Origin of the sequence: Exiguobacterium sp. s133, assembly GCF_018618595.1 — a bacterium.
Classification (GTDB): domain Bacteria; phylum Bacillota; class Bacilli; order Exiguobacteriales; family Exiguobacteriaceae; genus Exiguobacterium_A; species Exiguobacterium_A oxidotolerans.
Window position 1 is genome coordinate 232,836 of record NZ_JACSMK010000003.1, and the last position, 26,779, is coordinate 259,614.

Sequence of the window (26,779 nt, forward strand, 5' to 3'; positions counted from 1 at the left end):
ATCTCCACCCTTTATGTATCTCTATCTGAAACTTGCTGATACGTCTTCCTCGATCCTACCATTTTACCAATAATTTGGGTGATTCGTCCTTCCTATTTCTGTGGTATTCTTTTTCTAATCATAACGGTGCCAGTGTCATATCAGTCACCGATTCATTTGGAGGTGAACCATGCAGAAACAATCGTCGATGTTGCTGATTCTACTCGCCGCGATGCTGTGGGGCACGACCGGCACGTCACAAGCCTTTGCGCCGGAAGCGGCTCATCCGATTGCGATCGGCGCCGTCCGATTAGCGGTCGGTGGATTATTTTTACTGTGCCTCGTCTTACTGACGGGAAAGTTGACACTGAAAGCTTGGCCGCTACAGACGATTTCTCTTGCTGCTGTCAGCATGGCCGCCTACCAACCGTTATTTTTTTCTGCCGTCCTCATGACCGGTGTCGCCGTCGGAACGGTCGTCGCGATCGGCAGTGCGCCGATTTTTTCCGGAGTGATTGAATGGTTGGTCCTAAAAAACCGTCCCGGTACGATTTGGTGGCTGTCGACATTACTGTCGATTGCCGGTTGTTTGCTGCTCGTCATAAATCAAGCGGCAGTATCGGTCAATCCGCTCGGCATTTTGCTCGCTCTCGGTGCTGGACTCTCCTTCGCCGCCTACACGTTCGTCAGCCGGGATCTGGTGAAAACCCATACGCCGCTGTCGGTCGTCGCCGTCGTCTTTACGCTCAGCGCCGTCCTGTTGTCGCCGCTCCTGTTCCTGTTCGACCTGTCATGGGTCTTCAGTCTGCGCGGTGCCGGTATCAGTCTGCATCTCGGAGTTTTTGCGACCGGTCTTGCCTACCTCTTGTTCGCAAAAGGGCTCGCGTATGTCTCGTCTTCGACTGCCGTCACGCTGTCGCTTGGTGAACCGTTGACCGCTGCATTACTCGGTGTCTTTGTCCTCGGGGAAACGCTCAGTCTGTTGTCGTGGGTCGGCATTTTACTTTTATTCTGCGGCATCGGATTACTCATTTGGTCGTCACGGCGGGTGCGACAGCCGGATATCCTCGAACTCGCCAAGGAGAAGCACTCTTAAGGAGGAATAGTCATGCACATCACATTTGAGAAACTGTTGTACCGGGAAGACTATCAGATTGCACTTGATCACTTAGTCATAGATGAGAAAAACAGCGATCAGTTAGCACTTTATTTTCGCGGCCATACGGACGAAATCATGGTGCTCATCGGTGACTATTCCTGCAATTATTTTGAACTGTTGTTTGAAGCAGATTGTGTCTTACTCCGGTCGTCGGATTTGCATGAACTGGATGACGGACTGGAGTTCAGTACGGTTCCGCTCACCCTGTATCAGGACTCGGCACTTCTGACCTTTGCGACGGCCTGGATGGGCTTGAAGCGGGATCCGTCGCGAGACTGGACCCACTACGCCATCCGGGCATTCGAACAAGACTTTCATGTCCTGTCCCCGCGTCCGCCGGTCTTTACGGACCTTGGTCATAAGATGAGTGATTTTACCGTCAGACATTCTTTTAATCTGCCAAAGCAGAGTTGACATAAAAAAAGCCCTACCTCGCCAAAGGTAGGGTGATGCGATACGCCTGTCCGACGGCTTGCGCCGGACAGGACGTGGTTTCATTATACATAGCGCGCCAGTGTTTTTTCAATCGTCTGGATTGAATCGACCGGGGCAAACCGCTTAACGACCCGCCCTTGACGGTCGACGAGAAACTTCGTGAAGTTCCATTTGATGGTTGACGAAAGCAGTCCTCCCTGTTGCTGCTTCAAGTACGTATACAATCGGTGTTCCGTCGGTCCGTTGACGTCAATCTTCTGAAACATCGGGAACGTCACGCCGTAGTTCCGCTGACAAAACTGCATCGTTTCCTCTTGATTGGCGAATTCCTGACGGTTGAACTGATCACACGGGAAACCAAGCACCTGAACGCCTTGCTCGGCATACGTGTCGTACAACCGTTGCAAGTCTCCGAGCTGACCGGCGAGCCCGCATTTGCTCGCTGTATTGACAATGAGAAGTACCTCTCCCGCGTAATCTTGTAATGAAACGGTCTGTCCGTCTGCAGCCTGTACCTCAATCTCATAGAGTGATGGCATCCCGTCGCGCCCCCTTTTCCGTCAGTATACGCCGCTAGAAAAACTCCGTCTTTTTTGAACACGCGGCGAGCTGCTTACCAGACAGATTCTTCCTGGTCACTCAGCTTAATGACAAACGGCATGATCAATACAAACAACAGGCTGACGTATCCGAGCGACAGATAATGCTGCGTATCTTTTGAAAGATACTGCTTCTCGCCACAATTCGGGCATGCTTTGCCATGCTTCGCAAAACCGACAGCGAGTACATCTTTCGTCTTCCACTTGTAGTCACAATTTGTACAGCGTACCATCTCATCATCCCCTTTGCTCTCTTCTACTTCTTCTTCTCAAAGCAGGTTTCACGATTTCGGTAATTTCTTATACGATTAGTATTCAAAACAATTTGATACGTGATATTTTTTGTAAATAAAAGGAATTATCGAAACCTTATGCAACGGTCTCCCGTATAAAGTGATGTCGCTTCACTACATTGAACTTACGCTCACTGAAGCATTCATTCCTACATATTGACAAAATAATAAACACTGATGGAGGTCATCCCCTTGAAAAAAGTAATCGTTCCTTTGCTTTGTGTCCCGTTCCTTCTGTTATCGGCATGTTCAGATGAAAAAGAAAAAGCAGTGACTCATGAAGAGTCTGCAGCTTTCAAACCAGAAACTATAAAAATCGGCAAGGACAGCGAACTGACGATCGTACCGCTGTACGCGCCGTATCAAACATATTTGAAGGCATCGCTTAAGAAAGACGACTCAGCGATGGACGTAAAAAATTATGCAGAATATGTCCTCGGCTACATTGACAAGATCGGGGAACAGGAGAACTTCAATACAAACAGCCTAAAGAGCTTTTTCTTGTTGCAATCAACAATCAATGAGCAGGATCTGCTCGATCGTACGAATGAATTGGCGAAACGGAATGACGAAATCAAAGAAATCATTACGAACAGCTACCTCGCTTCCCATAAGGTTCTCCCTAAAAAAAACAGCACGATTTTCATCGCACCGTCCAATCCGGAATTTTGGTCGATGATTGATCCGTTAGGAGGAGTCGGTGGAGCCGCTTTTAAAGATTCCATCCTCTTTAATCTAAATCCCGACTTCGATCAGGACGTGCTTGCCTATACGGTCGCACACGAATACCATCACCTGGTCCTGAATGACACACCCGAGTTAAGTTCAATCGATACGTCCCTCGACTCTGTCATCTTCGAAGGGAAAGCCGATGCCTTTGCCGATCGCATCATTAAAGATGTCAAGCCGCCCTGGGATAAACCAATCGATGAGGCAGCGAAGAAACATGTAGCGCGTCTGATTGGGAACGGCGAAGCCGATTATCAGGAGATTACAATGGGAAACACTGAAAAAGACATCCCTTTATGGAGCCGCTATTCTTTAGGCCGCGATATCTTGACGCATCACCTGAAAGCAAACCCTGATCTCGCCGTCAAAGCATGGACGTATGAAGAGAATGATGACATCTTAAAAGGCTACAAGTATCAGGATCTTCTCAAATGATGAATAAGCAAAATAGTAGTGAAAAGAGCAAAGATTCAATTGAGTCAGGTTCGGTGAATACAAAAAAAATATCGTTGCAGGATGCTTTCTTAATCGTCAAGTCCGTCCTTACATTACGTTTGATAATGGCCGAATTGTCTTTTCGATGATGTCGAGAGAAGCCGGAATCTGAATCCATCTTTCCATCTCCGGGTCAAAATAAAGTCCCTGTTCTCGCATGGTTTCTTTGCTGTTCATTTCATCATATTCTAAAATTTGATCCAGATTTTCATCGGACTCCTCAAAGTCATCGAACGGTCCCGACCCATAATAAAAGAGTAAGCCTTCTTTTGTATATCCCTCTAATTCTTGAACCGTTTCTTCCATTAATTCGAGTGGACGTATGCGGGCTTTCGCGTAATCGATGATTGTCGGATAAACGTCAAATGGTATGTCGTGTTCTAAAAATCGTTTCGAATACCATTGCCAAATCCATTTCCACTTACAGATGAAATACACGATGTATTCGACTTGTGATGTTTCTTCCCGCTCATGCATTTCGTAAGACAACGTGATGGTGTCTTGTTCCAGCTCGAATTCAATAATAAATTCACCATTCCGATCTTCCTCTTTCAGAAGTTCATCGATTCGTAAATCGTTTAGTTCAAGATAGTCCAACAATGGAACTGGTCGTTTCGCTTCTTCGCGAAACAACACCCTTATATTTTTAATTACTTCGATTGTCATTTGGAACCTCCAGAATGAGTCAAGCAAAGAAACCTTGCTTGATTCATTAGTTTTATCAAAACTAGCCACAAATCTGCCTACTTCTAAACATTAAGGACGAAATCCTCATGAAAGTCATCACCGCGATACCTACCTATATACAACACATACAAAAGGAAGGAGCAGGGTTCTATATGTATAGTAAAATCGATAAGCTCGGGTTTCAGATATTACTGTATATCTCACAATATGAAAATAAATGCATCGTCAGTCTAAGTAGTGATATATACAATTGGACGATCTTCGATTTTGAACTATATCATATAGAATCAATCAGAAATGAAAATGAGTGTTTAAAAATCCGAGACAATTCAGGAAAAACGGAAGTTGATATCCGATTTAAGCCACATTTCAGTTTAACTCACATCAGATGATCTGATTAAAAATATGATTGATTTTTTAAAATACTACTTGCGTAGGAGAACAGTTTCAAATGCGTAAATACTTATTGACTGGTTCTGTAATGATCATCTTTGCGTTTTTTTGTTCAATTCGAACCCTTATGTAATGAGCCGCCAAATCCCCGTGTCGAGATAAAGGGACAAAGTATTTTAACGGTCCAAGGTACATTTTGCTGGAGTTGCATGTTTAGAGGTCAATGCGTCGACAAAATCTACGCAGACGGTCTGCACATGACTGAAAAAAGTAACCCGGTTACGTTAAAAAATAAGCAACTCGTAATACCAAAAAAGAGTGGAACGTACGCATATGAACTTCAAGCAGGATGGTCGGAGAATGGTGATGGTCAGTTTGCTCTCTTAATCAAAATAGATTGAAGTGAGAACGAACTCGCATCTATACTAACATCTAAATATGTATTACAATGTATTACAAAGGAGATGATAAGTATGAGTACGATTTCTGTTCGACTCGATGATGAGGATACGCGACTGATCAAAGAATATGCGAAAGCAAAAAACATCACGATTTCTACACTTGTTCGTGATGCCGTCCTCGATCGTATTGAAGATGAGATTGATTTACAACTCTATCATGATTCCATGGCAGCACACCGCAAAAAATCAGAAGCAATCTCGTTTGATGATATGATGAAGGCACTTGATTTAGAATGACAGCATATACAGTCGAGTTTGAGCGCGGAGCTCAAAAGTCCCTTAAGAAAATGGACCCTCAACAAACGCGGATTATCATGTCCTGGATCAAGAAGAACCTGGTCGGGACGGATGATCCACGTCGTCATGGAAAAGGATTGGTTTCGAATCGTTCGGGTGAATGGCGGTATCGCATCGGTGATTATCGTCTGATTGCTGACATCCAAGAGGACAAAGTCGTGATCTTGATTCTTGAGATCGGCCATCGTCGGGATATCTATAAATAAGGAAGCTAAGACCCACGGATAAGTAAACATCTTCGTTTCTCTTTTTAACGACTGTTTTTGCAAACGTCGCTTAACCATTATTCATACGTATGATGAAAAGGAGCAAAGTACCTTCACCTCTAACAAAGAAGGGATTTGGCTCTTTTTATGACTTTAAGTTCGTGGTTTTAAATAGTTACAGGTAAAAACATTTAAGACTCCCTTTCCCAAGTTGGCAATTTTATGTAAAAATGTATAATAATATAATAAACCCAACAGAATGTGATTGGATGCAAAAAACATTACTCTACCTTTCGATACTGAACAGTCTTTACCTCGTAATTAATGTATTTACGTATTCCGACAGTCTCCTTAACGCCCCGCTCGGCTTAACAACACTGTTTGCTGTCGTTTTGATGTTTTTCAATGACAGAGCAAAGAAAACGGGACGATCGTCCTTTACCAAAACAACGGATGTCCTCAGTTTCATCAACATCCTGATTGGATTTTCGCTGATTGTCTTTATTTAAGAAAGGAAAATACCGATGACGATTTTCTACATAGCCGAATCTTATTTAACGGCACATAACGTAACGAAAGAGGAGTGGGAACCTGTTTATGTGTACACTCTTCTTTTTATCAATCAAGCTGATTTTCATTATTAAAGTAGGACTACTCGAAAGTTCAGTTCTTCAAATTCTTCTTTAGGACGTAGACAGCAAGAGCAATCAGACCACATCCGATACCTAGCACTAAGGCTATAAAACTTGATAAATGTAGCAAATTCAACCTCACTTTCTTTACCTGATAACCTATAATCAGTGCCAATTTCATACTAACATTAGTTCTTCTTCTTTCACTTGTTACTCAGCTTCGATAGGCTTTTAACCAATGGTACGGCTGCAACTCATGGAGTGCTTTAAAGACCAGTGCTTGCTCGGGATTCGTGACGGCAGCTTTGACGTCCGCACCAAAGTAAAACAGACGCTCCTGGCAGACACCGCATGGACTCAAAATCTTGAACGGTGCCTGTTCATCGTCCCGCACGACACAAATCGTATGTGTGATCCGACAATTCAACTTGTGTGCTTCGAGGATGGCACCAGTCTCGATGCACAATTCCGTCGACGCATTGACGACTTCCGGTGCGACACTCGTCAAGATCCGCCCGTCATCGGTCGCCATCGCTGCCGCTCCACCCCATCCGTTCGAATACCTCGTTTCGATTAATTCTTTTGCTGCCTCAAATAACTGCTGTTCAATATTCATTTCATCACTCCTGTATGCAGACGCATTTTGACGAATTCAAAGCTTCCACCGTTCGTTTCTTGCTGAAACCGTTCAATCGGCTCAAAACCGCTTTTAGTGTACAACCGGATTGCCCGTTCGTTAAACGTTGCGACGGCTAATTCAATGTGGCGCGGTTGATACTGCTTGATCGCAAAGGCAAGACCGGATTCCAAAAAAGCCGTTCCGTTTCCCCGTCCCGTCAAATCAGGTCGCATCCCTAACGCCAATTCAAGGCTGCCCTGTCCGGGTTCGAACACAAAAAATCCGATCAGTTGCGTACCGTCCATCACCGCATAGTAATGTTCTTTCCGTTTGTCCGGATCCAAAAATTCCGCCAGGTCCTCCTGATCATTCGGCATATCGTAGAACGCAAAGTCACCCTCATATTGCCAGTCATACGCAATCTGTTCCGCCTGATGTTGTGTCAGTGGTAAATAGGTATAGGTCATTGCAAGCGACCTCCCTTCAAAAGGAATTTATGCATCAATCAGGATCGGTTTTTTCTGTATTCGAGTAACAGTGGTGTCAGATTCAGTCCAATCGACACAATCGTTAAGAACCACCAGGCGCGTTCCATTCCGGGAACAACGTCTGCCAAGGCCGCCCAGTCCTCCGCTTCGACCCAGCTCGCCAGTTGACTGTATTCCGTACACAGTGTGAGCGCCGTAAGCGATAACCCGGCAGCCATCGCCAGCTTATAGTCCTTGCCGATGAAGTACAAAATCAGATTCACCGCCGTCGCGAAGATGGCAAGTATCCCAAACAGTAGCCACATGACACAATTCCTCCTCTCCTTGTTGTGTTTCCTATTGTTATTCCTTTCGACAATCAATCAAATATTTTATTTCTTATCTTCGAGATAAAGTGTTTCGTCGATTTCTTCATACGTCGAAACATCACCATACGTTACAGTTAGTTCAGTGTCTTCTGACCACTCCCAAAAGTAGTCGCCTTGCGCGATGATAGCACGTTCTAAAAAACATTCGAAATTTAAATTTAACGCAACTGCAGTGTCCAGACCATCTGATGGATGCACGACCGTGATATATGGTTTTTTAAAGGAGTCTTCTGCATCTGTACATTGATTTTTATCAATTAAAATCCATTTCTCATCTATTTGACCTATGATCCAGTAGTTTCCTTCTGAGAGGATACCGTCTTCTGAATGGTGCTCTTCCGACATTTCGAGCATTTCCTCAAGAGGAAACAATTCTAGGATTAAATCAGATTCTGTTTCAAATAAACCGCATCCATTATGTAACGTTAAAAAATGTTTGTAGTCCCTTGGTAAAGAAAACGTATCTTTCAGGAAGTGTGAATCAATCTCTTTAGAAGTTAACGGTGTATTGAAGGTGCAAGTTGCCCATCCATTTCTCCCGTATCTCCCCATAATAAATCTCGGTTCGTTTTTGAACATTTGTTTGAGCAAAATCAACGTTCTTTCAATCAGTTTCATTTTATCTCCTCCTCATTTTTTTCGAACTATCATCACGCCAAAATATCCTCTTCAGTTTATACCTTTAGTTGGAAATAAAGATACTAGATTACAGACTTTATGATATGATCAACTCAGTGCTTTTATTACATTTATTACCTATTTTATCATTAGAAGGAGGGCTTTAGATGAGTGGTGATGGACTACTTTGGAGTGTATTATTACCAAGCTTAATCGCATTAAATGTATCAGCTATCCTTTTATACAAAAAAGGGAAAATGCCTTTATGGGGATCCGGCTTACTAATTGTCATACTCGGACCAATCATCGCTTTGATAACCGGTTCTGTTTTTTTAAAAATCGACCATAGTACGGGCGGATACGGTTTTGGAGCAGCTTATGCAGCAGCTTTTATTGGGTTCGTGATCGTTGGTAACGGGATCCTCTATCTCATCATCGGTCTCGTATTAGGGATTAAGAACTTCATTAAACGACGGCAAGTAAATCAGTCAAGATGAAATACAGAATAGAAAAGGAACCCTAACTTCGAATCATAATGCACGGTCTGTTCACTTCAAATCCTGTATGCTCATACGATACCATTCTTTTTCCTGATTTGTCCGAAACACTTCTCGACCTCGATCCCACTCTGCAATCAAACAAAGCAGACCAAAACCTGTGATGAGCAGGTAGTGCATTGTACTGACGGACTCCACGTTAACATACCGCCAAGTCATTCCCGCTACAAAAAGCAGCGGAACAACTGCCCCTAAGTACACATTCTTTTGACTCGATAATACATACTGCACTCCGAGTATGCCGGCATAAAGTAAACCCATCCATAGAAAATCCATTCTTCTTCATCCCCTAGTTGAGCATATTTTAAAATCTTCAATCGTCAAACGCCTTTTCATACATCCAGGCTGGTTTCTTCAACCATTCGCCAACATCAATAATTTACCATATTAAAACGAAGAATGATTTGATATTTCTGATGATTACAAAAATGTGAGCGAGCACCTAAATTAAACAAAAGCTAAAAAACGATTCTTCTCGTGTAAGAGAACAATCGTTTTTCGTCTTCAATCTGAAACACTTAATTGGATGCTGTTTTCTATACATGCAAGGACGATGATTTGACTAATTTTAATCAAACCAAGCATAATGATAAACAGCAAAGCGTTACACAACTCGCTCTGCAATGAAAGGATGTTGGTTATTATGTCATCAAAAAAAGTATGGTCAGTAGAAGGTTATGAGGAAAATGGTGTAGAGAAGCATCAAAAAGCAACTATGACGGAAACGTTTACGAATGAAGCCGATGCTCGTAAAGCTGCTAAAAAAATGGCGGATCAGCACGATGACCTCGATGTATATGTCATCTATACGAATACGTCAAGCGGTAAAGCAGAAGAACGCTTCTTCAATTCGGATGGATCTTACAGTGAAGAAGGATATGAATGGTAACAGCTTAGCCGTCGATTTGACGGCTTTTTTTGTATGACGAATTGTATGATTAAACACAATACCTAACTGAATACACAAAAAACGCTCTGTTGAGCAGTTCGCGGGGAAATTCTTGAGGCTGACTCATATGTGGGATATCTATCGATTAAAACGAATCAGTGTTTTTTTCATGCGTGATTCAGTCACAGACTAAAGCGTTATGAACACTACGAATTTGTACCAAAATGGCCGATATTCCCGTGAAAAGTGGGATTATCGGCCATTTGATTGATGGAGGACGGAAACGTCCGTCACAAACATAGTTTTTAGACTGACTTATATCAGTCAAATTTCAATAAAACAACAGGAGCGACTTACGCTTGCGGACGTTTCCGGCGCAATCCGTAGTACTGATAAAACTGAACTTCGATGTTCCCGTTATACAGCTTACGGCGTTTCGTCGCCGGGCGGCCGAACGCTTTTTCGAACTCGACGTATGACGTGATCATATAGACACTGTAATACGGGAATTCCTTAAAGGCGTTACCGACTTTCCGGTACAGCTGATGGACTTCACGTGCATCCTCGAGACGTTCCCCGTACGGCGGGTTGCCGATGATGACACCGAAGTCTTCCTTCGGCTTGAAGTCGGCCGCGTCGCGTTGCATGACGTTGATCGCGTCCCGGACGTCTGCGAGCTCAGCGTTTTGTTTCGCCAGCTTGACCATCTCCGGATCCGTATCGTTGGCATAAATTTTGAGCGGCTTGTCCCACTCGGCTTTTTCGTTTGCTTCCTTGATCGCATCGAACCAGGCTTTTTTCGGAATCGCTGCCCATTCCTGCGAGACGAACTCACGGTTGATCCCGGGTGCGATATTGCGTCCGATCATCGCCGCTTCGATTGCCAGCGTTCCTGAACCCGTAAAGACGTCGTAGAGCGGCATGTCCGGCTTCCAGTTCGTCAGCATCAGCATTGCCGCTGCCATCGTCTCTTTCAGTGGTGCCGCCGAGTGGAACTCGCGGTAGCCGCGTTTATGGAGAGCATCGCCTGACGTATCGATTGTCAGCGTCGCGATGTCTTTTAAGAGCGCGACTTCAATCGGGAAGCTCGCTCCTGTTTTCGGCAGCCACTCGTCGCCTTTGTTGTACGCTTCCTGCATGTGCGAGACGATCGCTTTTTCCGTGATTTTCTGGCAGTCACGAATCGAGAACAACTTCGATTTGACCGAGCGGCCGTTGACGACGTAGTTCGCTTCCCACGGGAGCAGTTCGCTCCACGGAAGGTCTTTGACTTGATCAAATAATTTTTCGAATGATGTCGCTTTGAATTCCGCGACGACGAGTTTGACACGGTCCGCTGTCCGTAACCAGAGGTTGAGACGGGGAATGTCCTCCATCTCACAGTCGATGTATACTTTTCCGTCCTCGACCGTACACTCATATCCTAAATCGCGGACTTCTTTCGCGACCAATGCCTCGATGCCCATTGCCGCCGTCGCGATGACTAAACGTTTTGCCATGATTGTTCACGCTCCTACCTGTTTTTAAGATTTCCAAAATCATTTCAATAAAAAAAGAGCCCAGTTGGACCTGGACTCTCGCTCAAAGTAAAAATAACAGCCTATGTGGTCCTGTAAGCCATGTTCTGTTCCCTAGTGTTGCAAACGGTTTGACCCTCACACGTGGGCGACAATCATCTATCTCCGTATTTACATACGCTCTCCTTCGCGTTCAGTTCCGCTCCGGAAATTCCCCTACCAAATTTGGGTTTCTCGCTCGTGGGGTTTACCTCGTTCCACCCTTACTGTTTCCAGTAAGGCTCCGTCACTGTGGCACTTTCAAGAAGTTTCGGCCCTATCCGAAGACTTAGGCGTTCCTTCTGCCGTCAGCACGACGCTGCCTACACTTATCTTTTCGTGTAGCACGATCACTACAACCATCGCAGGTTGTGCGAGCATGGACTTTCCTCAAAGCACCGAAGTGCCCCGCAATTGTCCGAACCAACATAGTCACTGCTTAACAGTGTAGCGTACTCCCCTGTTTCCCGCAAGGTTTATTTTCAAAAAGGACAATCGAAAAAGTTGCGTTTTCACGTGATTTCGCGGTATAGTACAATGGTTCAGAAGGGGGCATGTACTATGAAAAAACGACGCTCTGGTACGAACCAGCGTACCGTCCGGAAGCTGACGTTCTTGATCGAAATCGATGAAATCAAGGCGCTGCATCTCCGCAACGGCATCTTTGCCTTTTATCGTAAAGGAGAACTCATCCATGCGTTCGAGCCATTTAACGTCAAACAACCGGATGCGTTATCAAAACGAAGCTATCATTTCGACCAACACGATATTCTTTTGATGAACGAACGATTCCCGCAACAAATTCCACTCTATGATGAAGCGATGACATTACGCTCATGGGCGGAACAGGTTGAATTCGGTTTGTATCAACTAATTGATTCGGGACGCCTCTCGTTTGTCCATGAGGATGATACCGGGTATAAAATGGAAGCTAAAATCGAGTGGACAGGTGAAACGCTCACCGTGCCGACTCCCGTTTATAAAAAAGGAAAAGACCCAAAGCAAGATCTTTGAGTCCTTTCTTCGAGCCAGTTCCTCACATGAGGAATTGGCTTTTTTTATTTGATTATTTAACCGTCAAGACACGTTCGACCGTTCGTGTATGGCGGCCGGCAGACGTCGTGAAGACGAGTTTGTACGTCCCTTTGTCCTTTAGCTTGTAGGAAAATTTGTGAAGCCCGTTGCGTAAGTTCGAGTCAGAAAACGTTTTGACGACGGCACCGTCCTTATACAGACGGGTCCGGGTCGACGCACTCGAATACTCATTAAAATAGAACGAAAACGTCTGGTTCGGTTTAATGACGGACGGCAGCGAGATTTTCGAAATCGGAGCCGGTACTTTCGCCAGCATCCCGGCATTCAGGCGGCCTTTCCCGTAATGAAGCGACGTATCGCCTGATTTTTTCGATGCGGCCGCATAAAGCTTACTGCGGAGCGTATGGTTCGAAATGAACGGGTTCTTTGACTTCGCAAGCGCCATGACGCCACTGACGATCGGTGTCGCCATCGACGTTCCGTCGAGGTAGCCGTATTTGTTCCCGACGATCGTCGAGTAGACGCCTTCCCCTGGTGCCATGATGTTCAGTCCACGTCCGTAGTTCGAGAATGTCGATGCCCGACCGAGCGTTCCGACCGAACCGACGGCGACGACTGACGACATCGACGCCGGGAAGAGCAATTTATTGCGACCGTCGTTGCCGGCAGCGCCGACGACGATGATATTATTCGCTTCCGCCTTCTTGATCGCTTTTTCCATGTACGGATCAAATTCATATTGACCGAGCGACAGATTGATGACGTCCGCGCCTTGCGCGATCGCATATAAAATCCCGTCACCGATATCAATCGAACTGGCATAATCACCGTCAAAGACGTCCGCGCCGATCAGCTTGACACCGGAAGCGACACCGACGATGCCTTTTCCGTCTTCTGCAGCTGCGACGATTCCGGCGACATGCGTCCCGTGATCATCCGGTTTACGGATTCCGGAAATCGTCGTCGTCTTATAGATGACGTTCTTGAATTCCGAGTGTTTCGTATCAATCGCGTCATCGATGATTGCGACGCGGATATCTGATTTCCCATGACTGTACTTCCAGTAAGTAGGGATGCGTGATTGATCAAGATATGTTTGTTGCAATTGTGCCGAATCGGTCGCCTTCTCGACATCCGTGACGGGAATCAAGTCAACTTTGACTTCATCCGCATCGAGGTGTGCGAGTGGCTCGACGAGCGAAAATCCGTCCTGTTTCAGCGGACGTACTTCTTTTAGGCCTTGGTCTTTTAACCAGGTTTGTTTTTGTTGGTCAGTGAACGTCGGATCGTACTGGACATATTGGGAACTAGCGAATGCCGTCGTCGGTAGACCGACCGCAAGCGCGACAGTGAGTGATACAAGTTGCTTTTTCATATGGACCCTGCCCTTCTGTTAACACACGCCGATTCGATTGATTTGCTGATTCAACGGACTTAAAAAGGAACAGTGCCACCTGATTCTTCGCTGACTTCAAATGAAGTGATTTTCCCAATCGTGACATACGCATAGTACCGTGCCAGGACGGCGCGCCAACGCGCGGCGTCAATCCCCGTCAAGTCTTCTCCGAGCGGAGAACCGTCAAATGTCTCAAACTGCTGACAAAAAAACGCTTCTTCGTCCTCGTTCCATATTACAGATTCGCCAATGAAACCCGTTGAAAATCTGACGAAATCCGCAATCGAGGGACCGATTACTTCTGCCGGGAGGCGTTCACTCATTCTCCCGACCAGTTCATAGCGGTCGCGCTGAGCTTGATCCGCGTCTTCTAACGTCTGACAAAGTAATACTTCGCGATTGATTTCAACTAGAACGATGTAGTCACCGCTCGGTACATTGACGTGTATCATCACTACACCCCTTGGATTAAATTCGTGTAGTTTCTTGATGTGACTTGCTGTTCACTGCCTTATAATGTCCATTTTCGATCAAACATCAATTCAATCGGTTCGTTGTTCTTAGACTTTAACACATGGACGCGCGTCGTATCAATTTGATCGAGTAAATCAGACTTTTGGAGCGAGCGGATTTCAGTCGCTTCCGACTCGGCGATGCGCGCCCGGTGTGGCTCAAGCAACGCTTGTTGCTGACTTGCGAGGGCATACCAGGCAAGCCGCGCAAACGGCTCGTCTTTCGCCGTCTCAAGAGCGTAACTTTCAAAAATGTCCGGCAAGTAGCTGCTGAATTGATCGAGCGCATCAATACGTTCCGCTAAATCGAGGACCGTCAACCAGCTCGGTAACGATAACAACGATTCACTTGACCACCAGTCGATTAAATCGACGTGCTCTTTAAAGAGTTGTTGTGCTTCCGTCCGGTCGATGAAGTGGTGCATCGTTTGAATCAATTCATTCCAGGCGACCGTCCAATATTCTTCCGACGGGTTCGCCGAGATGAAGAATTGACGATACACCGTCAACAGCTCCGATACGTCACGGAGCGTTTCGACTTCCAGCCGCTGGTTGAGTCGACTGACTGCTTTCGTGAAATAACTTGGTTCTAATGTTAGCGCCATATAAAGTAATTTCGGGACATCTTTCAAATCTCCTTGATCGACAGTCTCAAATAATTCTTGAATCCACTCTGGTTGTTCGTTCGTCATAATAAATTCTCCTCTACATAGTAAATTTATTTACTATACCCGAAAAGAAATAAATGTAATCCTCTTCTTTAAAAAGCACCAATCCGTTTAGCTGTTTCTTCTCCACATAACACGATCAACAATGAGCCGGACGGAATCGTTTCGTCGAGCCTTCGGTTCAGGTCGAGTCGCTTTCCGTCGGACAAAATCGTCACGCCTTCTTCGAGCATCGCATGGAACGCTTCACGGTACGTCGTCCACTCCGGCCGTACCGGAATCGAGAACATTCCGTCCCCGTGTTTCGTCAATAAGTTCGTCACGACTTTCGTCACGCCCGGGTGATGGGAGGCGAGAATCGCCATCCGGGAAATCGTTTCGTCCCCGAGAATGACTTCGTCGACCTTGATTTGTTCAAAGCTGTCGAGATGTTCTTCAAGCATCATCTCGACGATTGTATAGATGTCCGGATTCGCGCGTTCGATACTCGAAGCAATCAGCAGCGTCCGGCCGTCCGCCAGCGCCGGTGGCATTGAATGATCGGCGAGGACGATTGCACGCGCCGCCTGTTTGACGTTCGCCCGTTGTAACGTCGAGGCGAGTGCCGGGTCCCCGTTGACATAGTGGAACCGTTCGTGACTGAATGGTTCCCGCTCCAAATCATCGACGAGGATGACATCCGTCGTCTCGAGCAGTTCTTCGATGACATGTTTCGACCGGCGGCTGTAGCCGAAGACGATCGTATGGCCTGACTCTTTCACTTGCAACAACCCTCTCTCTTTTTGATCGCGGATCACTTGGACTCCGTCGACGAGCTTCGAAATTAAACTCCCGACGATTCCGATCCCGAAAATGAATACAAAAATCGTCATCATCCGCCCGAAATCCGTATTCGGGAAGAAATCACCGTATCCGACCGTGACGACGGTCGTCATCGTCCAGTAGACGGCACGGAAATACGAGCCGAATGTCTCCGGTTCGACGAGATACATCAGTAAGGCGACGCCGAACACAAAGAAAAACGACGCATAGCCTAGCGTCCGCATCTTTAAAAAGGACATCTTTCGTAAAAATCGAAACCAAATCATCCTTTTTTCACTTCCTTTCGAACAATATCTCTTCGCACCCTGTTAATAGGGGCGAAGGAGGTGATACACATGACACAAGCGGAAGAAATCAAAACGAGTCTCGTCGTCGTCTTCGAACGAGCGGATAAAGTTTCACCGAACGGAGATGCCCTCATCGCCCGTCGTCGCTTCAACGGACTCCGTCCAGACTTAGCTCCTGAAGCTGTCGCTGCAATCGGTCAAGCCATCGGCGCAATGATTACAGGAACATACACACACAGTAAAATCAGTCGTGACTACGCCCTACTCAACGCCTAATCTTAAAGGAGGATTCTCATGGAACATACCATTTTATTGACGTTCGACACATCGACGAACAAACCGTTTCGCCTTCGGTTATCCGGTGCGAAAGCAGACACGACGGTCGCTGAAGTCAAAGCCCTCGGCAACTTGATGGTCGCACACGATCCGTTTTATAACGGCATCATCAAACTGCGTGAAGCCGAACTGCAAAACAGCTCGGAATCCGCCTACGTCCTCTAACACGCACCAGTTGTCATCATCACCGATTGAGGTGATGATGACTTTTTTTTGGTATACTAGTGTTATCAACCAGCTGGAAAGGAAGTCAATTTATGGCCAAACGCCCTCTTACCCCTCGCGAATGCGAACTCGTCGTCTGTAGTCTCTATGTAATGGAACTGATTCCATTCGAAGGAATTATGGAACGACTCGAGTCGATCACGCTCCGAGACATCATCGGACCGGTCGCGACCGGTGACGCGACCCGTCAACAAGCAGCGGAGTCGCTTGATCAATACATCAAAGTGCGGCGCCGCCGTTTCCGTAACGTCCCTCCGGAACATTTATGGTCGCTCGACGACCGGATGGAGCAGGAAGCATTACGGATGATCCGTAAACGCTCTCCCCTCTCTGCCGGAGAGAAGCTCCAACCGAAAGCAATCCCGTTCGAGATGGGTGACACGGTCGAGATGAAGGTCACGGAGATTCAGGAACGCAACAGTAAAGTGACCGTCATCGGGAAAGTCGGACAAGTCACGGCAAAACTTCCCGTCGCGAACCGCCAAGCGCTCAAAGGCAGCAAAACGATAGCAGCTTGGGTGACGGGCATCGAGAAAAAACCGGCCTTGATCCACTTGTCGACTTCCGACTACGGAAAACACCAACCGTCGGCTGAAGTCCTCGCGGCATACGTGACGGCCATCCGGGGCTTACGTCAGTTTTTCGAAACGAACGAGCTGCCTTCGACAGAAGAAGTCGATTTAGCGAAATCCCTGTTCCAACGGATGATCCGCCGCGATCAAAATGACTGGTTCACGGTCTATGTCGCAATGGGCCGTCCCCAACTCGACCATGTCCGCCGCTGGGTCAAGGTCATCCAAATGCTCGGCAAGTCACTGCGTGGCGACGAAGATGCGACACGCCAACTGGCTTCACAGGAAGATCGCTTCTTCAAGGACGCGTTACTCCGTGCCTGCCGCTCCGTCGAGAAGAATCTCGATTCGCGTACGTAACCTCTTTCGACTCTCACGCATGAAATACCTATTAAATGAAACCGATTTTCCGAAACAAAAAAATGCCGCTACCGTCGAACACTTACTTCGAGGTAGCGGCATTTTGAAATTAAGTGATGTCGAGCGTCGACTCGAGGGCCCGACACGTTCTGCGGATCGTCGGTAAAAAGTCCGTTCGTTTCGCGACGCCGCCTTTAATATGAACATGATGAATCCCTTTCGTCCGTTGAATCGCCGTCAGGACCGTGACGAGTTCGACGAACCAATTCGAAATCAGTTCTACGACCTGCTCATCAAAAGCAGCCGCTCCATACACATCATACCCGTTCTCGCAGAGATGGTTCGGGAATTGTTGCTTAAACCGAAAAATTAACGTCTCCGTCGTCGGAATCGACCATTGCTGAAAGAGGATGCGTCGCTCATGATCCATCGACGTTTCAATCACTCCGTCCGTCTTTAACTTTGGCTGACTACCGATGTTCAAAATCCAACTCGTTTTCTTTCGTTCGCCAGTAGAAGTGATCGTTCGCATGGTTTCGTCCATCTCCTTTGATGTGTAAGCGTTTACTCTCTTATTCTACAAGCCGATTGACCTTTCGTGCAAGTGACAAACTAATGAAACTGAACGATGCCTTCGTCTGACGTTCAGTCTAACAAACTTTTCCGCTGTTGACGATGGCAGTAATTAACAACATTCCCCGCGTCTTGCTTTTTTTAACCGCCTGGACGCAAATCGGCAAAAAATGATCGAATCCTGCGACACCATCCGTCCCGTAAAGAAATAGCTACTAGCTCCACTAAAAATGTGATACCATTCAGTGGAATCATCGAAAGAGGAGAGAACATTATGCGAAAGTTTTTACGAGTTAGCATCTTGTTCGTACTGTTCGTCCTCATCGCCGGCAGCTTCGTCTACTGGCAGAATCGGGAACGTGTCCAAAATGAATTGTATCGTACCTATTACGGGCAATACGGCGTCCCTGCCGAGAACATCGACATCTACGAACAAGCCGGTGACCGTTATGAAATCGATTGGAAGCTGTTAGCAGCAATCCATCGGGTCGAGACGATTTTTTCGAACTCTTCCGCGATGCAGTCGTCCGTCGGCGCCATCGGTCCATTCCAATTCATGCCGAAAACATGGGTCGGTTGGGGATATGAAGGTGGTACGTCGCTTGGTGACATCGAGCACGACGGGATTGATTTGACGGATCCGGAAGCAATTGAAAAGTATGGCGGTCTTGGGGTCGATGCTGACCAGGACGGCAAAGCCGATCCGACGAACCTGACGGATAGCGCCCATACGGCAGCGAAGTACCTCAACCAGCATGACGTCACGAAAACATCTGAACGCCAGACGCTCGAGTCCGCACTGTTTGAATACAATCGCAGTGAACAATATGTCGTTGACGTCCTCGCACAATACGATAATTATCAACAGCAAGTCGAGACGATTGATGCGAACGACCTCGACTTCAAACAAAAGACACTCGCCCTACTTCTTCGCGTCAGCTCACGTTTACTCAATTAAAGGAGGCACCACCATGACACAACCCGATCTTTCATCACTTCAGATCGAGGAATCGTCGATCCGCGTCAAGACGACATTTGATGCAGACAAGACGAAACGTTATTTGCGAAGCTACATCTTTGACGACATCGAGGAAGGGACGCACGTCGCCGCGATGATTTATACACCGCGGACGACGGACGCCTTCTTGTCCGGGACGACGACACAACGGGCGTATAACTTGATGAAGAAACACGTCAGTGCTCCCGTCAAACAATACGATATCATCAGCTTGATGCCTGATTTACTCGTCAGTGAAGATTTACCGTTCGCCCAGGCGAGCTATGACGAAATCAACTACCAGTTCGTCGAACAGACGTTACAGCAAGTCCGCGCCAAAAATGGAGTTGTCTTATGCGGATGGGGCTCCCCCGGTCGCTTGATGCACCACTTGCCTGCATTCGAAGATTTATTCAACGAATATGCCGACATATTATACTGCTCCGGCATCACGTCTAAAGGCGAACCGAACCACTTGCGTCTGACCGTCGACGACAGTCCGATGATTACGTATCGTGAGATGCAACAAAAAGCGAAAAAACTGCGGCGTAAATAATGCGTCAACAAAAAGGTGTTCTTCCCGGTTCTTACACACGGGAGAACACCTTTTTTTAGGACGATTAAAGCATTTACGTCTGGATGCTGTCTTGTCTCATCGGTAAAGCGGTTCGAATCACTTTTCGACTTCGACTTCCAGAATAGCTTCGATTTCTGCTTCGACTTCTTTATTCACCATCTGCGAACGTTTTTTTCTCAATTCAAGATCCATTTCTTGGTCGATGAACTGGTTCGTATGCTTATCAAAACAGCTGTAACAAACCGCATGAAAGTCTTTTTCATCTGTCTTCAAAGATTTAAATTCCCACGTCTCCAGTTCCAGATAACTGACTTGGTTATTCGTTTCTTTTCCACATATTTCGCACGTCATGTTCATTCCGCTCCCCTTTTCAGACATCTTGCTTACTTTTTCCTAATTGGCGTTCTTTGATTCGTTTTAGACGTCCATGATATTTCATGATGTTCGCTTGTGATTGTTTGGCTTCTTCACTCGTCGGTTCCAAGTTCTCGATATCCCAGTATTTCACGACGACATCTAATACTTGGTCGAAGTATTGGAGTGGTCCGTAATTCGTATCGACGGCGATGGTTTTCATGCGCTCGGTAAAGTCCGGCATGACGGCACCCGGCATCGAGAAGTTAATGATGACATCTTCAAAGAACACGATGAAGTTCGGATCGAGCTCAAGGTGTGCCTTTACCGTATCGCGATAGAACGCATAGTGAAGGGCTTCGTCTTTCGCCAAACGGCGAAGCAGCGTCGCCAAGTCTTTGTCATGCGCCCCTGCCACTCTTGCGACGTTGTTATAGAAAACGAGTGTCGCAAGCTCCTGCAACGACGTATAGGCCATTGTTGCTAAAGGATTCGTAAAGTCCGGGAACCAACCACTTTCAACGACGCGTCTTCTTAATTGATGCAACCGGGTCGGATTGACGTTTCGTGTCACGAGTAAATACGTTTCGAGTAAGCTCGAATGCTGATCTTCCTCCGCCGTCCACGTACGGACGAAATCATTGATGACCTCCATCGAGTTTTTAAAGGTGTAATCCAAATGCGACGTGTACCAAGGTAAATTCACTTCTGTCAGCAAGGCCGTTTCCACCGCAACGATGACACCTTCCGGAAGCGTGACTTGACTTTCCTCCCAAGGAACCCGTTTAAATGACATCGCCTTGTCCCAAGGAATGAATTCGTGATAGCTCCAGTCGATATGTGCAGAGCGTTCCTTATGTAATCGATATAATTCTTGAATGCGCGGTTCTAAACGAATATCTAAATCTGAATTTAACATGATCATGTCTCCTTTAAGATGTTTTTTTAACCTTAACCCATTTAAATGTATTTAACCATTATAATGATTTAAATCAAACTTGTTTATGGCTATAACATTTTAAGGAGCAGGTCGTATTAGCTACTGTAGACATTATAAAGTGAGACGCCGTCCTATCCAAGAAAAAAAACCTGCATTCACAGATTTTTTAAAAATCCATGCATACAGGCTTATGACTCACTTGAGAAAAATCGCTAAAATGATTTGAATACTATTCATCCTGTCGTTCATTTTCGCGTCAGTACAGCATCAATTCAAGTAAACAGTCGACGAGATCCTTCTCAAGATCCAGTGCCTGGAGCTGATGCATCAAATTGATCGGCTCAAGACGTTGCGTCAACAGACGATAGAGACGGTCCTTCAAGTCGTAGCCGATTTCCGCCTGATCGAGGAACTCATATAAGCGTTCCATCCGATTATCGTTCGTTGACATTTCGACTTGGAGCGATAACGTGACCGTTTCCGTCACTTCACCGAGCGAAACCGTCAACGATTGTTTTTTCGGGTCATATTCGCCCGGTAACGTTTCTCCGTCACGGACGATATACCCTTCGTTGACACCACGTAAAATCACGGTGATGACCCGTTTTTCAGGCAACAGTTCCTGTTTTCCGATTGGTGCTGCGATCGTCATCGTCCGGGCGACCCAGTCGAGTTCGAACGATGTCTCGACGTTTTCCCCGTCCCGGTGGGCGACACCGACACTGTCATCCTCAAACAGCGTGAATTGGTTCGAGGCGCCAGGGAATACGTGAACATCGAGGTGTTCCGGATTATGCAAGGCGTTCGAGTGCTCGACGTGTCGACCGAGCGGAATGATCGCGCCTGCTTTCGCGAGAACCGCCTGTTCGTCAAGCTTTCGGAACAGACGCATTTGTTTCCCGCCTGTATAACGGTGACCGGAGAAGAAATCGAACCATTCCCCGTCCGGCAACCACGCCGTCGTCGCCGCGACGTGTAATTTCTGATTCATCGGTTCGACGATCGGTGCGACCATCATTTCCGTTCCGAAATAATACTGGTTCGGGACGGCATAAGCAAGTTCGTCTTCCGGATGCTCATAATACATCGGTGAGACGAGCGGCAATCCGTCAAAATGATTGCGGGCATTCATCGTGTAGATATACGGGACGAGTTGATGACGCAACCGTAAATACCGTTTCATGACTTGTTCCGCCTCGACCGAATACCGCCACGGTTCTTTCCCGTTAAAGATGCTCATCGTACTGTGCAAACGCATGATCGGGCTGAAGACGCCATATTGGAGCCAGCGCGTCGACAATTCATCATCTTTTTCACCGCGCTGGTGTCCGCCGATATCGTGACTCCACCAGCCGTAGCCGATGTTCGACGCCGTCGCCGTGAAGTACGGCTGGAACTTGAGTGATGCCCAGGAGATGATCGTGTCACCGGAGAAACCGACCGGATAACGGTGACTGCCGGGTCCTGCGTAGCGTGAGAAGATTAACGGACGATTGCCGTCACGGGCGATATCGAGCGCATGGTAATGATTGAGCATCCAGAGCGGGTCGAGCCCTTTAATCTTCGAGTTCGCCCCCTGTTGCCAGTCGATCCACCAAAAGTCGACGCCGTCCGCTTCATGCGGGTGATGCAGTTTCGTGAAGTAGTTCTCGATGAACGTCTTGTCGGAGAAGTCGAACGGAATCCGGTCTTCCGTATCCGGATCAAGTCCCATCGCGACAGCCATCGCTTCATAGGCCTCTTCAAACCCGCGAACACCGTCCGCCGGGTGCAGGTTGAGCGTCACCATCCGGTCATCATCCTTCAACCATTTCAGGAAGCCTCGCGGGTCGGGGAACAAGTCGCGGTTCCACGTATAGCCGGTCCAACCGCTCCCGTATTTTTCCGGAATGTCGGTCACGTGCCAATCCATGTCGATGACGCTGACGGAAAACGGGACGTCTTCTTTTTTGAAACGTGTCATCAAGTCTTTGTATTCTTTTTCGTTATAGCGCCAGTAACGGCTCCACCAGTTCCCGAGAACTTGACGCGGCAACATCGGCGTCGGTCCTGTTAAATGATAAAAGTCTTTCAGCGCTTGTTTGTAGTCATGACCATAACCGAAGTAATAAATATCTTTTGCCCCGTCTTGGCGCGGCTCGACGAAATGATCTTCCGTCAGGACGAACGAAGCCGAGTCGTCAATCGCCGCGTACCCTTGGCGGGAGATGATTCCTTCTTCGAGCGGAATCTCCCCGTCCGCATGGTCGAGTGTCCGCGCCGTCCCTTTGAGCGTCCGGAGCGGTCCGCCGAATGTATAGCGGCTGTAGTACGTACTGAAGTTCCCGAGCACGTCGACATATAACGTATTCTCAGCGAACGGACCTTTCGTATAGTGGAGGTGCACATGTTCCGTGATAATTTGCAATTCCGTATCGTCTTCAACAATTCGGAATGACGGGACGGGAAAATCGCGGTTCCAGACCGTTTGCGTCGGCCGGTCCTCAAAGCGACCATCCTCCGCGTATTCCATCCGAATCATCCGACTCGTTAAAATCGTGAAGCGGTAATGATTTCCTTGAATGATCGCTTCCGGTCGTGCCAGTGGTTTCATGTCTCGCGTATAGAAATGGGATTCGTCAATTGTTCGCATACGGGATCAGGACGAAATCGTCCTTTTCACTTCCTTCCAAAAAGTAAGTAGTGCAACCGATGTACACCCTAAGTGTATAAAACTGTTTGTTCCCGTTTCAAGTTCCAACTAATCCATTATTCAAAAAAAGTAGTCCCGCCAATGCATTATCGACGGGACTACGAACTCTGCTTTTTATAATAAGGGCGAAATCAACCGCGAGAATGACTCGAACAGACGGAAACGAAGCGATCGCTTGACATAATCATTGGACGACAACTGAATCGAAACTTCGAAGTCATCGATGAAGTCCCGCTCAAGCTTCGATGCACTTTCTGTATCATAGAGAAACGCCATGATTTCGTAGTTGAGGACGAAACTGCGAATATCCATGTTCGCCGTCCCGACGACGCCGATCTTGCCATCAATCAACACGATTTTCGCATGGATGAAATGACGGTTATACGTATAAATTTTCACTCCGTCTTTGAGCAAGGGTCCGAAATAAGACCGTGTCCCGTAATACGACGTGAAGCTGTCCCCTCGTCCCGGCGTCAAAATCCGGACGTCGAGCCCGGCCCGTGCTGCAAGCCGCAGCAATGTCATCGTTTCATTGTCCGGAATCAAATAGGGCGTCGCAATCCAAATCGAGCGCTGGGCAGAGATGATTGCTGCAATCAGGGCATTACGGATCGCCGGATCTTTTGACGTCGGTCCACTCGTGACGACTTGTACCGCCCCGTCCGTCTCAGCGTCATGTTTCGGGAAGTAGCGTGCTAATCCGTCCTCGCCACCGAACGTCTCCCATGTATCCGTCCCTTCAAGATGCGCATAAATCCAGTCATCCAAAAACGTCGCCTGCAACTCCTTGACGGCACGCCCTTCGAGTCGAAGGTGCGTATCGCGCCAAAATCCAAATTTCTTGTTTTTACCATCGTATTCATCGCCGACGTTCAATCCACCGGTAAAGCCGACTTTGCCGTCGATGACGACGATTTTCCGGTGATTCCGGAAGTTCGCCGTGAAGATGAACAAGGGACTCGAAATCGGATCATACGCGGCGATTTTTGCTCCGGCGTCACGGAGCGGACGTAAAAACCCTTCCCCGAGCATATAACTGCCGAGCCCGTCGTACATGAAGCGGACTTCGACCCCGGCTTCTAGCCGTTCAATCAATGCTTCACGGATCGCCTTCCCCGTCTCATCGTTGCGGTAGATGTAATACTGGATGTGGACGTGATGCTTCGCACTCCGGATCGCCTCAAGAATCGCCGGGAACGTCTCCGTTCCGTTCGTCAAAATTTTACTTGCCGTATGGACATCGACCCCACCGCCACCGAAGTTTCGAATCGTGTTGGCGAGCTTCAGGTGATTTGCCGGCAATTCACTGACGGCGAGCGAACGGACCGGCCGGGTCGCTTGTTTGAGTAACATCCGCTCATCATGCGACCGGCGGTTCCGGCGACGGCGACGCGGGTTCCGACCGAACATCATCCAGATGATGACCCCGAGAATCGGTAAAAAGATTAAGACTAGAAACCAGGCAATCGTCGATTCTGCCGTCCGATTTTCGATGAAGATGATCATGATGACGGCGAGCGGCACGACGACCGCGGAAATCGTTAATACAAAATAGAGGTAATCCAATTGATACAATGTCCAAATGATACCTCCAGCGACTAAAAACACGAGCGCGAACTGTAAAACCCGATTGCGCACTGTACTTCCCCCTCTATGAAACATACTCTCTTATCGTCATTTCCCTGTTCCCTTTAAAAATATAGCAAAAAAAGAAACCACAGATGTGATTTCTTCAAAAGTTGACCTGAATTTAAAAAACGTCATCGTACATCGCGCGACCCGGAAGCGGATCGGCGAGCGAGGCCCAATCAGTTTCATCCCGCTGAACGAGGCAGGCATCGAATTGTGCTTCAAGCCGTTTTTGATCCAAACCGATCCCGATCAGGACGAGTTCCGTCCGGCGATCCGCTTGCGTCTCGAACCGTCCGGCGTATTCCATATTCGACGCATATCCTGCCTGATGAAACAAGAGTGCCACTTCCGGTCGTGTCGCGAGGAACAAAAATCCTTTCGCTCGGACGATTGTTTCCGGCCACGTCTCAATCAACGCAAGCAGGCGCTCCGGATGAAACGGGACCTCCCGCCGATAAACAAAGGATTGAATCCCGTATTCTTCCGTCTCCGGGACATGTTCCTCGGCATTGAGCTCACGGATCCAACCGGCACTTCCTGCCGCCTGCTCAAAATCAAATAAATCGACGTCAAGAATTGCTGCCGGGTCGACTTGTCCGTAGGTCGTCTCGATCAGTTTCGCCACCGGGTTCAGTGCTTTCAAATAACGGATGACTTCGAGACGTTCTTCCGCCGTCAGTCGGTCCACCTTGTTCAAGAGAAGGATATCCGCAAACTCGACCTGGTCGACGAGCAAGTCAACGACTTCCCGGACGTCCTGTTCATCAACTGCCTGTTGCCGTTCAATTAGTGATTCGCCGGACTCAAAATCTTTCAGGAAACTGTACCCGTCGATGACCGTCACCATCGCATTGATTTTCGTCGCGTCCGTCAAATCGATTCGGCTGTCTTCATCGACGTACGTAAACGTTTGGGCAACCGGAATCGGTTCCGAGATCCCGCTTGATTCGATGACGATGCCATCCAGATCACCTTGGTCGACGAGGCGACGGACTTCAACTAATAGATCATCACGAAGCGTACAACAGATGCAACCGTTCGATAACGTCACGAACGACTCCTCCGTCCGTGAAAAGCCGGCCTTTTCAATCAATGCCGCATCGATATTGACTTCACTCATATCGTTGACGATGATGGCGAGCTTCCGCCCTGCCCGATTATGTAATAAGTGATTCAAGACTGTTGTTTTTCCTGCACCGAGATAACCGGACAGGACCGTGATCGGAATGCGTGACATGTAAATCGTCTCCTTTATAAATCGTAATGATTACGTTTTAAATAGTAACGATTCCGATTTAGACTGTCAAGTCCCGAAAAATAAAAAAAGTCAGGACAACGACC

33 protein-coding genes and 1 other RNA gene are annotated in these 26,779 nt (G+C 47.4%); 14 read left to right on the forward strand and 20 right to left on the reverse strand.

The genetic code is table 11. From position 1 onward, the window contains the following. Positions 1-169: 169 nt before the first annotated feature. The gene (locus tag KNP96_RS06090; protein ID WP_214769545.1) at positions 170-1,075 is read left to right on the forward strand and encodes an EamA family transporter; all 906 of its coding nucleotides are present in this window, start codon (positions 170-172) and stop codon (positions 1,073-1,075) included. 12 nt (positions 1,076-1,087) lie between these two features. Then, positions 1,088-1,552 carry a hypothetical protein gene (locus KNP96_RS06095; protein WP_214769548.1) on the forward strand — a complete coding sequence of 155 codons (465 nt, stop codon included), beginning with the start codon at positions 1,088-1,090 and terminating at the stop codon, positions 1,550-1,552. A gap of 83 nt (positions 1,553-1,635) precedes the next feature. Here the strand turns inward: KNP96_RS06095 and KNP96_RS06100 are convergent, their stop codons facing one another. Both KNP96_RS06100 and KNP96_RS06105 read right to left on the reverse strand, forming a co-directional pair. Beyond that, positions 1,636-2,112 (reverse strand): glutathione peroxidase, encoded by a 477-nt coding sequence (locus KNP96_RS06100; protein WP_214769551.1) that lies wholly within the window; start codon positions 2,110-2,112, stop codon positions 1,636-1,638. Positions 2,113-2,186: 74 nt separating this feature from the next. Further along, complete coding sequence (locus KNP96_RS06105; RefSeq protein ID WP_214769554.1) at positions 2,187-2,405, reverse strand: hypothetical protein; 219 nt, start codon at positions 2,403-2,405, stop codon at positions 2,187-2,189. Between the two features lie 252 nt (positions 2,406-2,657). On the opposite strand from KNP96_RS06105, the gene KNP96_RS06110 reads away from it, so the two are divergent. After that, entirely contained in the window at positions 2,658-3,629 is a 972-nt protein-coding gene (locus tag KNP96_RS06110) for a DUF2268 domain-containing putative Zn-dependent protease (protein WP_088836893.1), read from the forward strand. Positions 3,630-3,737: 108 nt separating this feature from the next. On the opposite strand, the gene KNP96_RS06115 is transcribed toward KNP96_RS06110, so the two are convergent. Then, on the reverse strand, positions 3,738-4,355 hold the full coding sequence (locus tag KNP96_RS06115; RefSeq protein ID WP_088836892.1) for a hypothetical protein: 618 nt from the start codon (positions 4,353-4,355) through the stop codon (positions 3,738-3,740). Positions 4,356-5,242: 887 nt separating this feature from the next. Between KNP96_RS06115 and relB the strand changes: the two genes are divergently transcribed. From relB to KNP96_RS06130, 3 genes are all read left to right on the forward strand, one after another. After that, on the forward strand, positions 5,243-5,467 hold the full coding sequence (relB, locus tag KNP96_RS06120) for a type II toxin-antitoxin system RelB family antitoxin (RefSeq protein WP_214769557.1): 225 nt from the start codon (positions 5,243-5,245) through the stop codon (positions 5,465-5,467). Next, positions 5,464-5,733, forward strand: coding sequence for a type II toxin-antitoxin system RelE family toxin (locus KNP96_RS06125; protein WP_214769560.1), 270 nt, complete (start codon positions 5,464-5,466; stop codon positions 5,731-5,733). Before relB ends, KNP96_RS06125 begins: the two co-directional genes overlap by 4 nt. Before the next feature lie 269 nt (positions 5,734-6,002). Then, positions 6,003-6,242, forward strand: a complete 240-nt coding sequence (locus KNP96_RS06130; RefSeq protein WP_214769562.1) for a hypothetical protein — start codon at positions 6,003-6,005, stop codon at positions 6,240-6,242. Between the two features lie 337 nt (positions 6,243-6,579). Here the strand turns inward: KNP96_RS06130 and KNP96_RS06135 are convergent, their stop codons facing one another. From KNP96_RS06135 to KNP96_RS06150, 4 genes are all read right to left on the reverse strand, one after another. After that, positions 6,580-6,981, reverse strand: coding sequence for a cytidine deaminase (locus KNP96_RS06135; protein WP_214769564.1), 402 nt, complete (start codon positions 6,979-6,981; stop codon positions 6,580-6,582). Continuing rightward, positions 6,978-7,451 (reverse strand): GNAT family N-acetyltransferase, encoded by a 474-nt coding sequence (locus KNP96_RS06140; RefSeq protein ID WP_214769567.1) that lies wholly within the window; start codon positions 7,449-7,451, stop codon positions 6,978-6,980. The genes KNP96_RS06135 and KNP96_RS06140 overlap by 4 nt, the downstream gene beginning before the upstream one ends. A gap of 38 nt (positions 7,452-7,489) precedes the next feature. Further along, positions 7,490-7,777 (reverse strand): hypothetical protein, encoded by a 288-nt coding sequence (locus tag KNP96_RS06145; RefSeq protein WP_214769569.1) that lies wholly within the window; start codon positions 7,775-7,777, stop codon positions 7,490-7,492. A 66-nt stretch (positions 7,778-7,843) separates the two neighbouring features. After that, complete coding sequence (locus KNP96_RS06150) at positions 7,844-8,458, reverse strand: SMI1/KNR4 family protein (RefSeq protein ID WP_214769571.1); 615 nt, start codon at positions 8,456-8,458, stop codon at positions 7,844-7,846. A gap of 167 nt (positions 8,459-8,625) precedes the next feature. On the opposite strand from KNP96_RS06150, the gene KNP96_RS06155 reads away from it, so the two are divergent. Continuing rightward, positions 8,626-8,955: an ABC transporter permease gene (locus KNP96_RS06155; RefSeq protein WP_214769574.1), complete on the forward strand. Its 330-nt coding sequence runs from the start codon at positions 8,626-8,628 to the stop codon at positions 8,953-8,955. A gap of 51 nt (positions 8,956-9,006) precedes the next feature. Here KNP96_RS06155 and KNP96_RS06160 read toward each other — a convergent pair whose 3' ends face one another. Continuing rightward, the gene (locus KNP96_RS06160) at positions 9,007-9,291 is read right to left on the reverse strand and encodes a hypothetical protein (RefSeq protein WP_214769576.1); all 285 of its coding nucleotides are present in this window, start codon (positions 9,289-9,291) and stop codon (positions 9,007-9,009) included. A gap of 367 nt (positions 9,292-9,658) precedes the next feature. Here KNP96_RS06160 and KNP96_RS06165 point away from each other — a divergent pair, with 367 nt between their 5' ends. Next, on the forward strand, positions 9,659-9,904 hold the full coding sequence (locus tag KNP96_RS06165; protein ID WP_214769578.1) for a hypothetical protein: 246 nt from the start codon (positions 9,659-9,661) through the stop codon (positions 9,902-9,904). Between the two features lie 353 nt (positions 9,905-10,257). Here KNP96_RS06165 and KNP96_RS06170 read toward each other — a convergent pair whose 3' ends face one another. Both KNP96_RS06170 and rnpB read right to left on the reverse strand, forming a co-directional pair. Beyond that, positions 10,258-11,403, reverse strand: coding sequence for a THUMP domain-containing class I SAM-dependent RNA methyltransferase (locus KNP96_RS06170; protein ID WP_088836883.1), 1,146 nt, complete (start codon positions 11,401-11,403; stop codon positions 10,258-10,260). A 109-nt stretch (positions 11,404-11,512) separates the two neighbouring features. Continuing rightward, an RNA gene (gene rnpB, locus KNP96_RS06175) (RNase P RNA component class B) lies at positions 11,513-11,886 on the reverse strand. Between the two features lie 135 nt (positions 11,887-12,021). Between rnpB and KNP96_RS06180 the strand changes: the two genes are divergently transcribed. Then, positions 12,022-12,474, forward strand: coding sequence for a hypothetical protein (locus tag KNP96_RS06180; RefSeq protein WP_235195231.1), 453 nt, complete (start codon positions 12,022-12,024; stop codon positions 12,472-12,474). A gap of 52 nt (positions 12,475-12,526) precedes the next feature. On the opposite strand, the gene KNP96_RS06185 is transcribed toward KNP96_RS06180, so the two are convergent. The 4 genes from KNP96_RS06185 to KNP96_RS06200 all read right to left on the reverse strand — a co-directional run bounded on the left by KNP96_RS06185 (position 12,527) and on the right by KNP96_RS06200 (position 16,159). Continuing rightward, positions 12,527-13,870, reverse strand: coding sequence for a S8 family peptidase (locus tag KNP96_RS06185; protein ID WP_088836882.1), 1,344 nt, complete (start codon positions 13,868-13,870; stop codon positions 12,527-12,529). 59 nt (positions 13,871-13,929) lie between these two features. Next, a complete protein-coding gene (locus tag KNP96_RS06190; RefSeq protein ID WP_088836881.1) occupies positions 13,930-14,343 on the reverse strand; it encodes a hypothetical protein in 414 nt (137 codons plus the stop codon). A 59-nt stretch (positions 14,344-14,402) separates the two neighbouring features. Then, the gene (locus KNP96_RS06195; protein ID WP_159172631.1) at positions 14,403-15,095 is read right to left on the reverse strand and encodes a hypothetical protein; all 693 of its coding nucleotides are present in this window, start codon (positions 15,093-15,095) and stop codon (positions 14,403-14,405) included. 68 nt (positions 15,096-15,163) lie between these two features. Beyond that, entirely contained in the window at positions 15,164-16,159 is a 996-nt protein-coding gene (locus KNP96_RS06200; protein WP_214765629.1) for a potassium channel family protein, read from the reverse strand. 69 nt (positions 16,160-16,228) lie between these two features. Here KNP96_RS06200 and KNP96_RS06205 point away from each other — a divergent pair, with 69 nt between their 5' ends. The 3 genes from KNP96_RS06205 to KNP96_RS06215 all read left to right on the forward strand — a co-directional run bounded on the left by KNP96_RS06205 (position 16,229) and on the right by KNP96_RS06215 (position 17,673). Then, on the forward strand, positions 16,229-16,456 hold the full coding sequence (locus KNP96_RS06205; RefSeq protein WP_214769580.1) for a DUF1659 domain-containing protein: 228 nt from the start codon (positions 16,229-16,231) through the stop codon (positions 16,454-16,456). Positions 16,457-16,474: 18 nt separating this feature from the next. Then, positions 16,475-16,681: a DUF2922 domain-containing protein gene (locus KNP96_RS06210; protein ID WP_029333475.1), complete on the forward strand. Its 207-nt coding sequence runs from the start codon at positions 16,475-16,477 to the stop codon at positions 16,679-16,681. Between the two features lie 92 nt (positions 16,682-16,773). Next, positions 16,774-17,673 (forward strand): hypothetical protein, encoded by a 900-nt coding sequence (locus KNP96_RS06215; RefSeq protein ID WP_159172632.1) that lies wholly within the window; start codon positions 16,774-16,776, stop codon positions 17,671-17,673. Between the two features lie 109 nt (positions 17,674-17,782). Here the strand turns inward: KNP96_RS06215 and KNP96_RS06220 are convergent, their stop codons facing one another. Then, complete coding sequence (locus KNP96_RS06220) at positions 17,783-18,205, reverse strand: hypothetical protein (RefSeq protein WP_088836877.1); 423 nt, start codon at positions 18,203-18,205, stop codon at positions 17,783-17,785. Positions 18,206-18,520: 315 nt separating this feature from the next. Here KNP96_RS06220 and KNP96_RS06225 point away from each other — a divergent pair, with 315 nt between their 5' ends. Together KNP96_RS06225 and KNP96_RS06230 are read left to right on the forward strand one after the other, a co-directional pair. Then, complete coding sequence (locus KNP96_RS06225) at positions 18,521-19,204, forward strand: lytic transglycosylase domain-containing protein (protein ID WP_029333472.1); 684 nt, start codon at positions 18,521-18,523, stop codon at positions 19,202-19,204. A 13-nt stretch (positions 19,205-19,217) separates the two neighbouring features. Beyond that, a complete protein-coding gene (locus KNP96_RS06230) occupies positions 19,218-19,799 on the forward strand; it encodes a DUF1643 domain-containing protein (RefSeq protein WP_029333471.1) in 582 nt (193 codons plus the stop codon). Positions 19,800-19,916: 117 nt separating this feature from the next. Here KNP96_RS06230 and KNP96_RS06235 read toward each other — a convergent pair whose 3' ends face one another. From KNP96_RS06235 to KNP96_RS06255, 5 genes are all read right to left on the reverse strand, one after another. Continuing rightward, complete coding sequence (locus KNP96_RS06235; RefSeq protein WP_029333470.1) at positions 19,917-20,177, reverse strand: hypothetical protein; 261 nt, start codon at positions 20,175-20,177, stop codon at positions 19,917-19,919. A 13-nt stretch (positions 20,178-20,190) separates the two neighbouring features. After that, positions 20,191-21,093 carry an acyl-ACP desaturase gene (locus KNP96_RS06240; RefSeq protein WP_088836876.1) on the reverse strand — a complete coding sequence of 301 codons (903 nt, stop codon included), beginning with the start codon at positions 21,091-21,093 and terminating at the stop codon, positions 20,191-20,193. Between the two features lie 277 nt (positions 21,094-21,370). Then, a complete protein-coding gene (locus tag KNP96_RS06245) occupies positions 21,371-23,707 on the reverse strand; it encodes a glycoside hydrolase family 31 protein (RefSeq protein ID WP_251135738.1) in 2,337 nt (778 codons plus the stop codon). Between the two features lie 213 nt (positions 23,708-23,920). Further along, positions 23,921-25,444 carry a cardiolipin synthase gene (locus tag KNP96_RS06250; protein ID WP_088836874.1) on the reverse strand — a complete coding sequence of 508 codons (1,524 nt, stop codon included), beginning with the start codon at positions 25,442-25,444 and terminating at the stop codon, positions 23,921-23,923. A gap of 112 nt (positions 25,445-25,556) precedes the next feature. Next, a complete protein-coding gene (locus tag KNP96_RS06255) occupies positions 25,557-26,675 on the reverse strand; it encodes a GTP-binding protein (RefSeq protein WP_214765614.1) in 1,119 nt (372 codons plus the stop codon). Between the last annotated feature and the right edge of the window lie 104 nt (positions 26,676-26,779).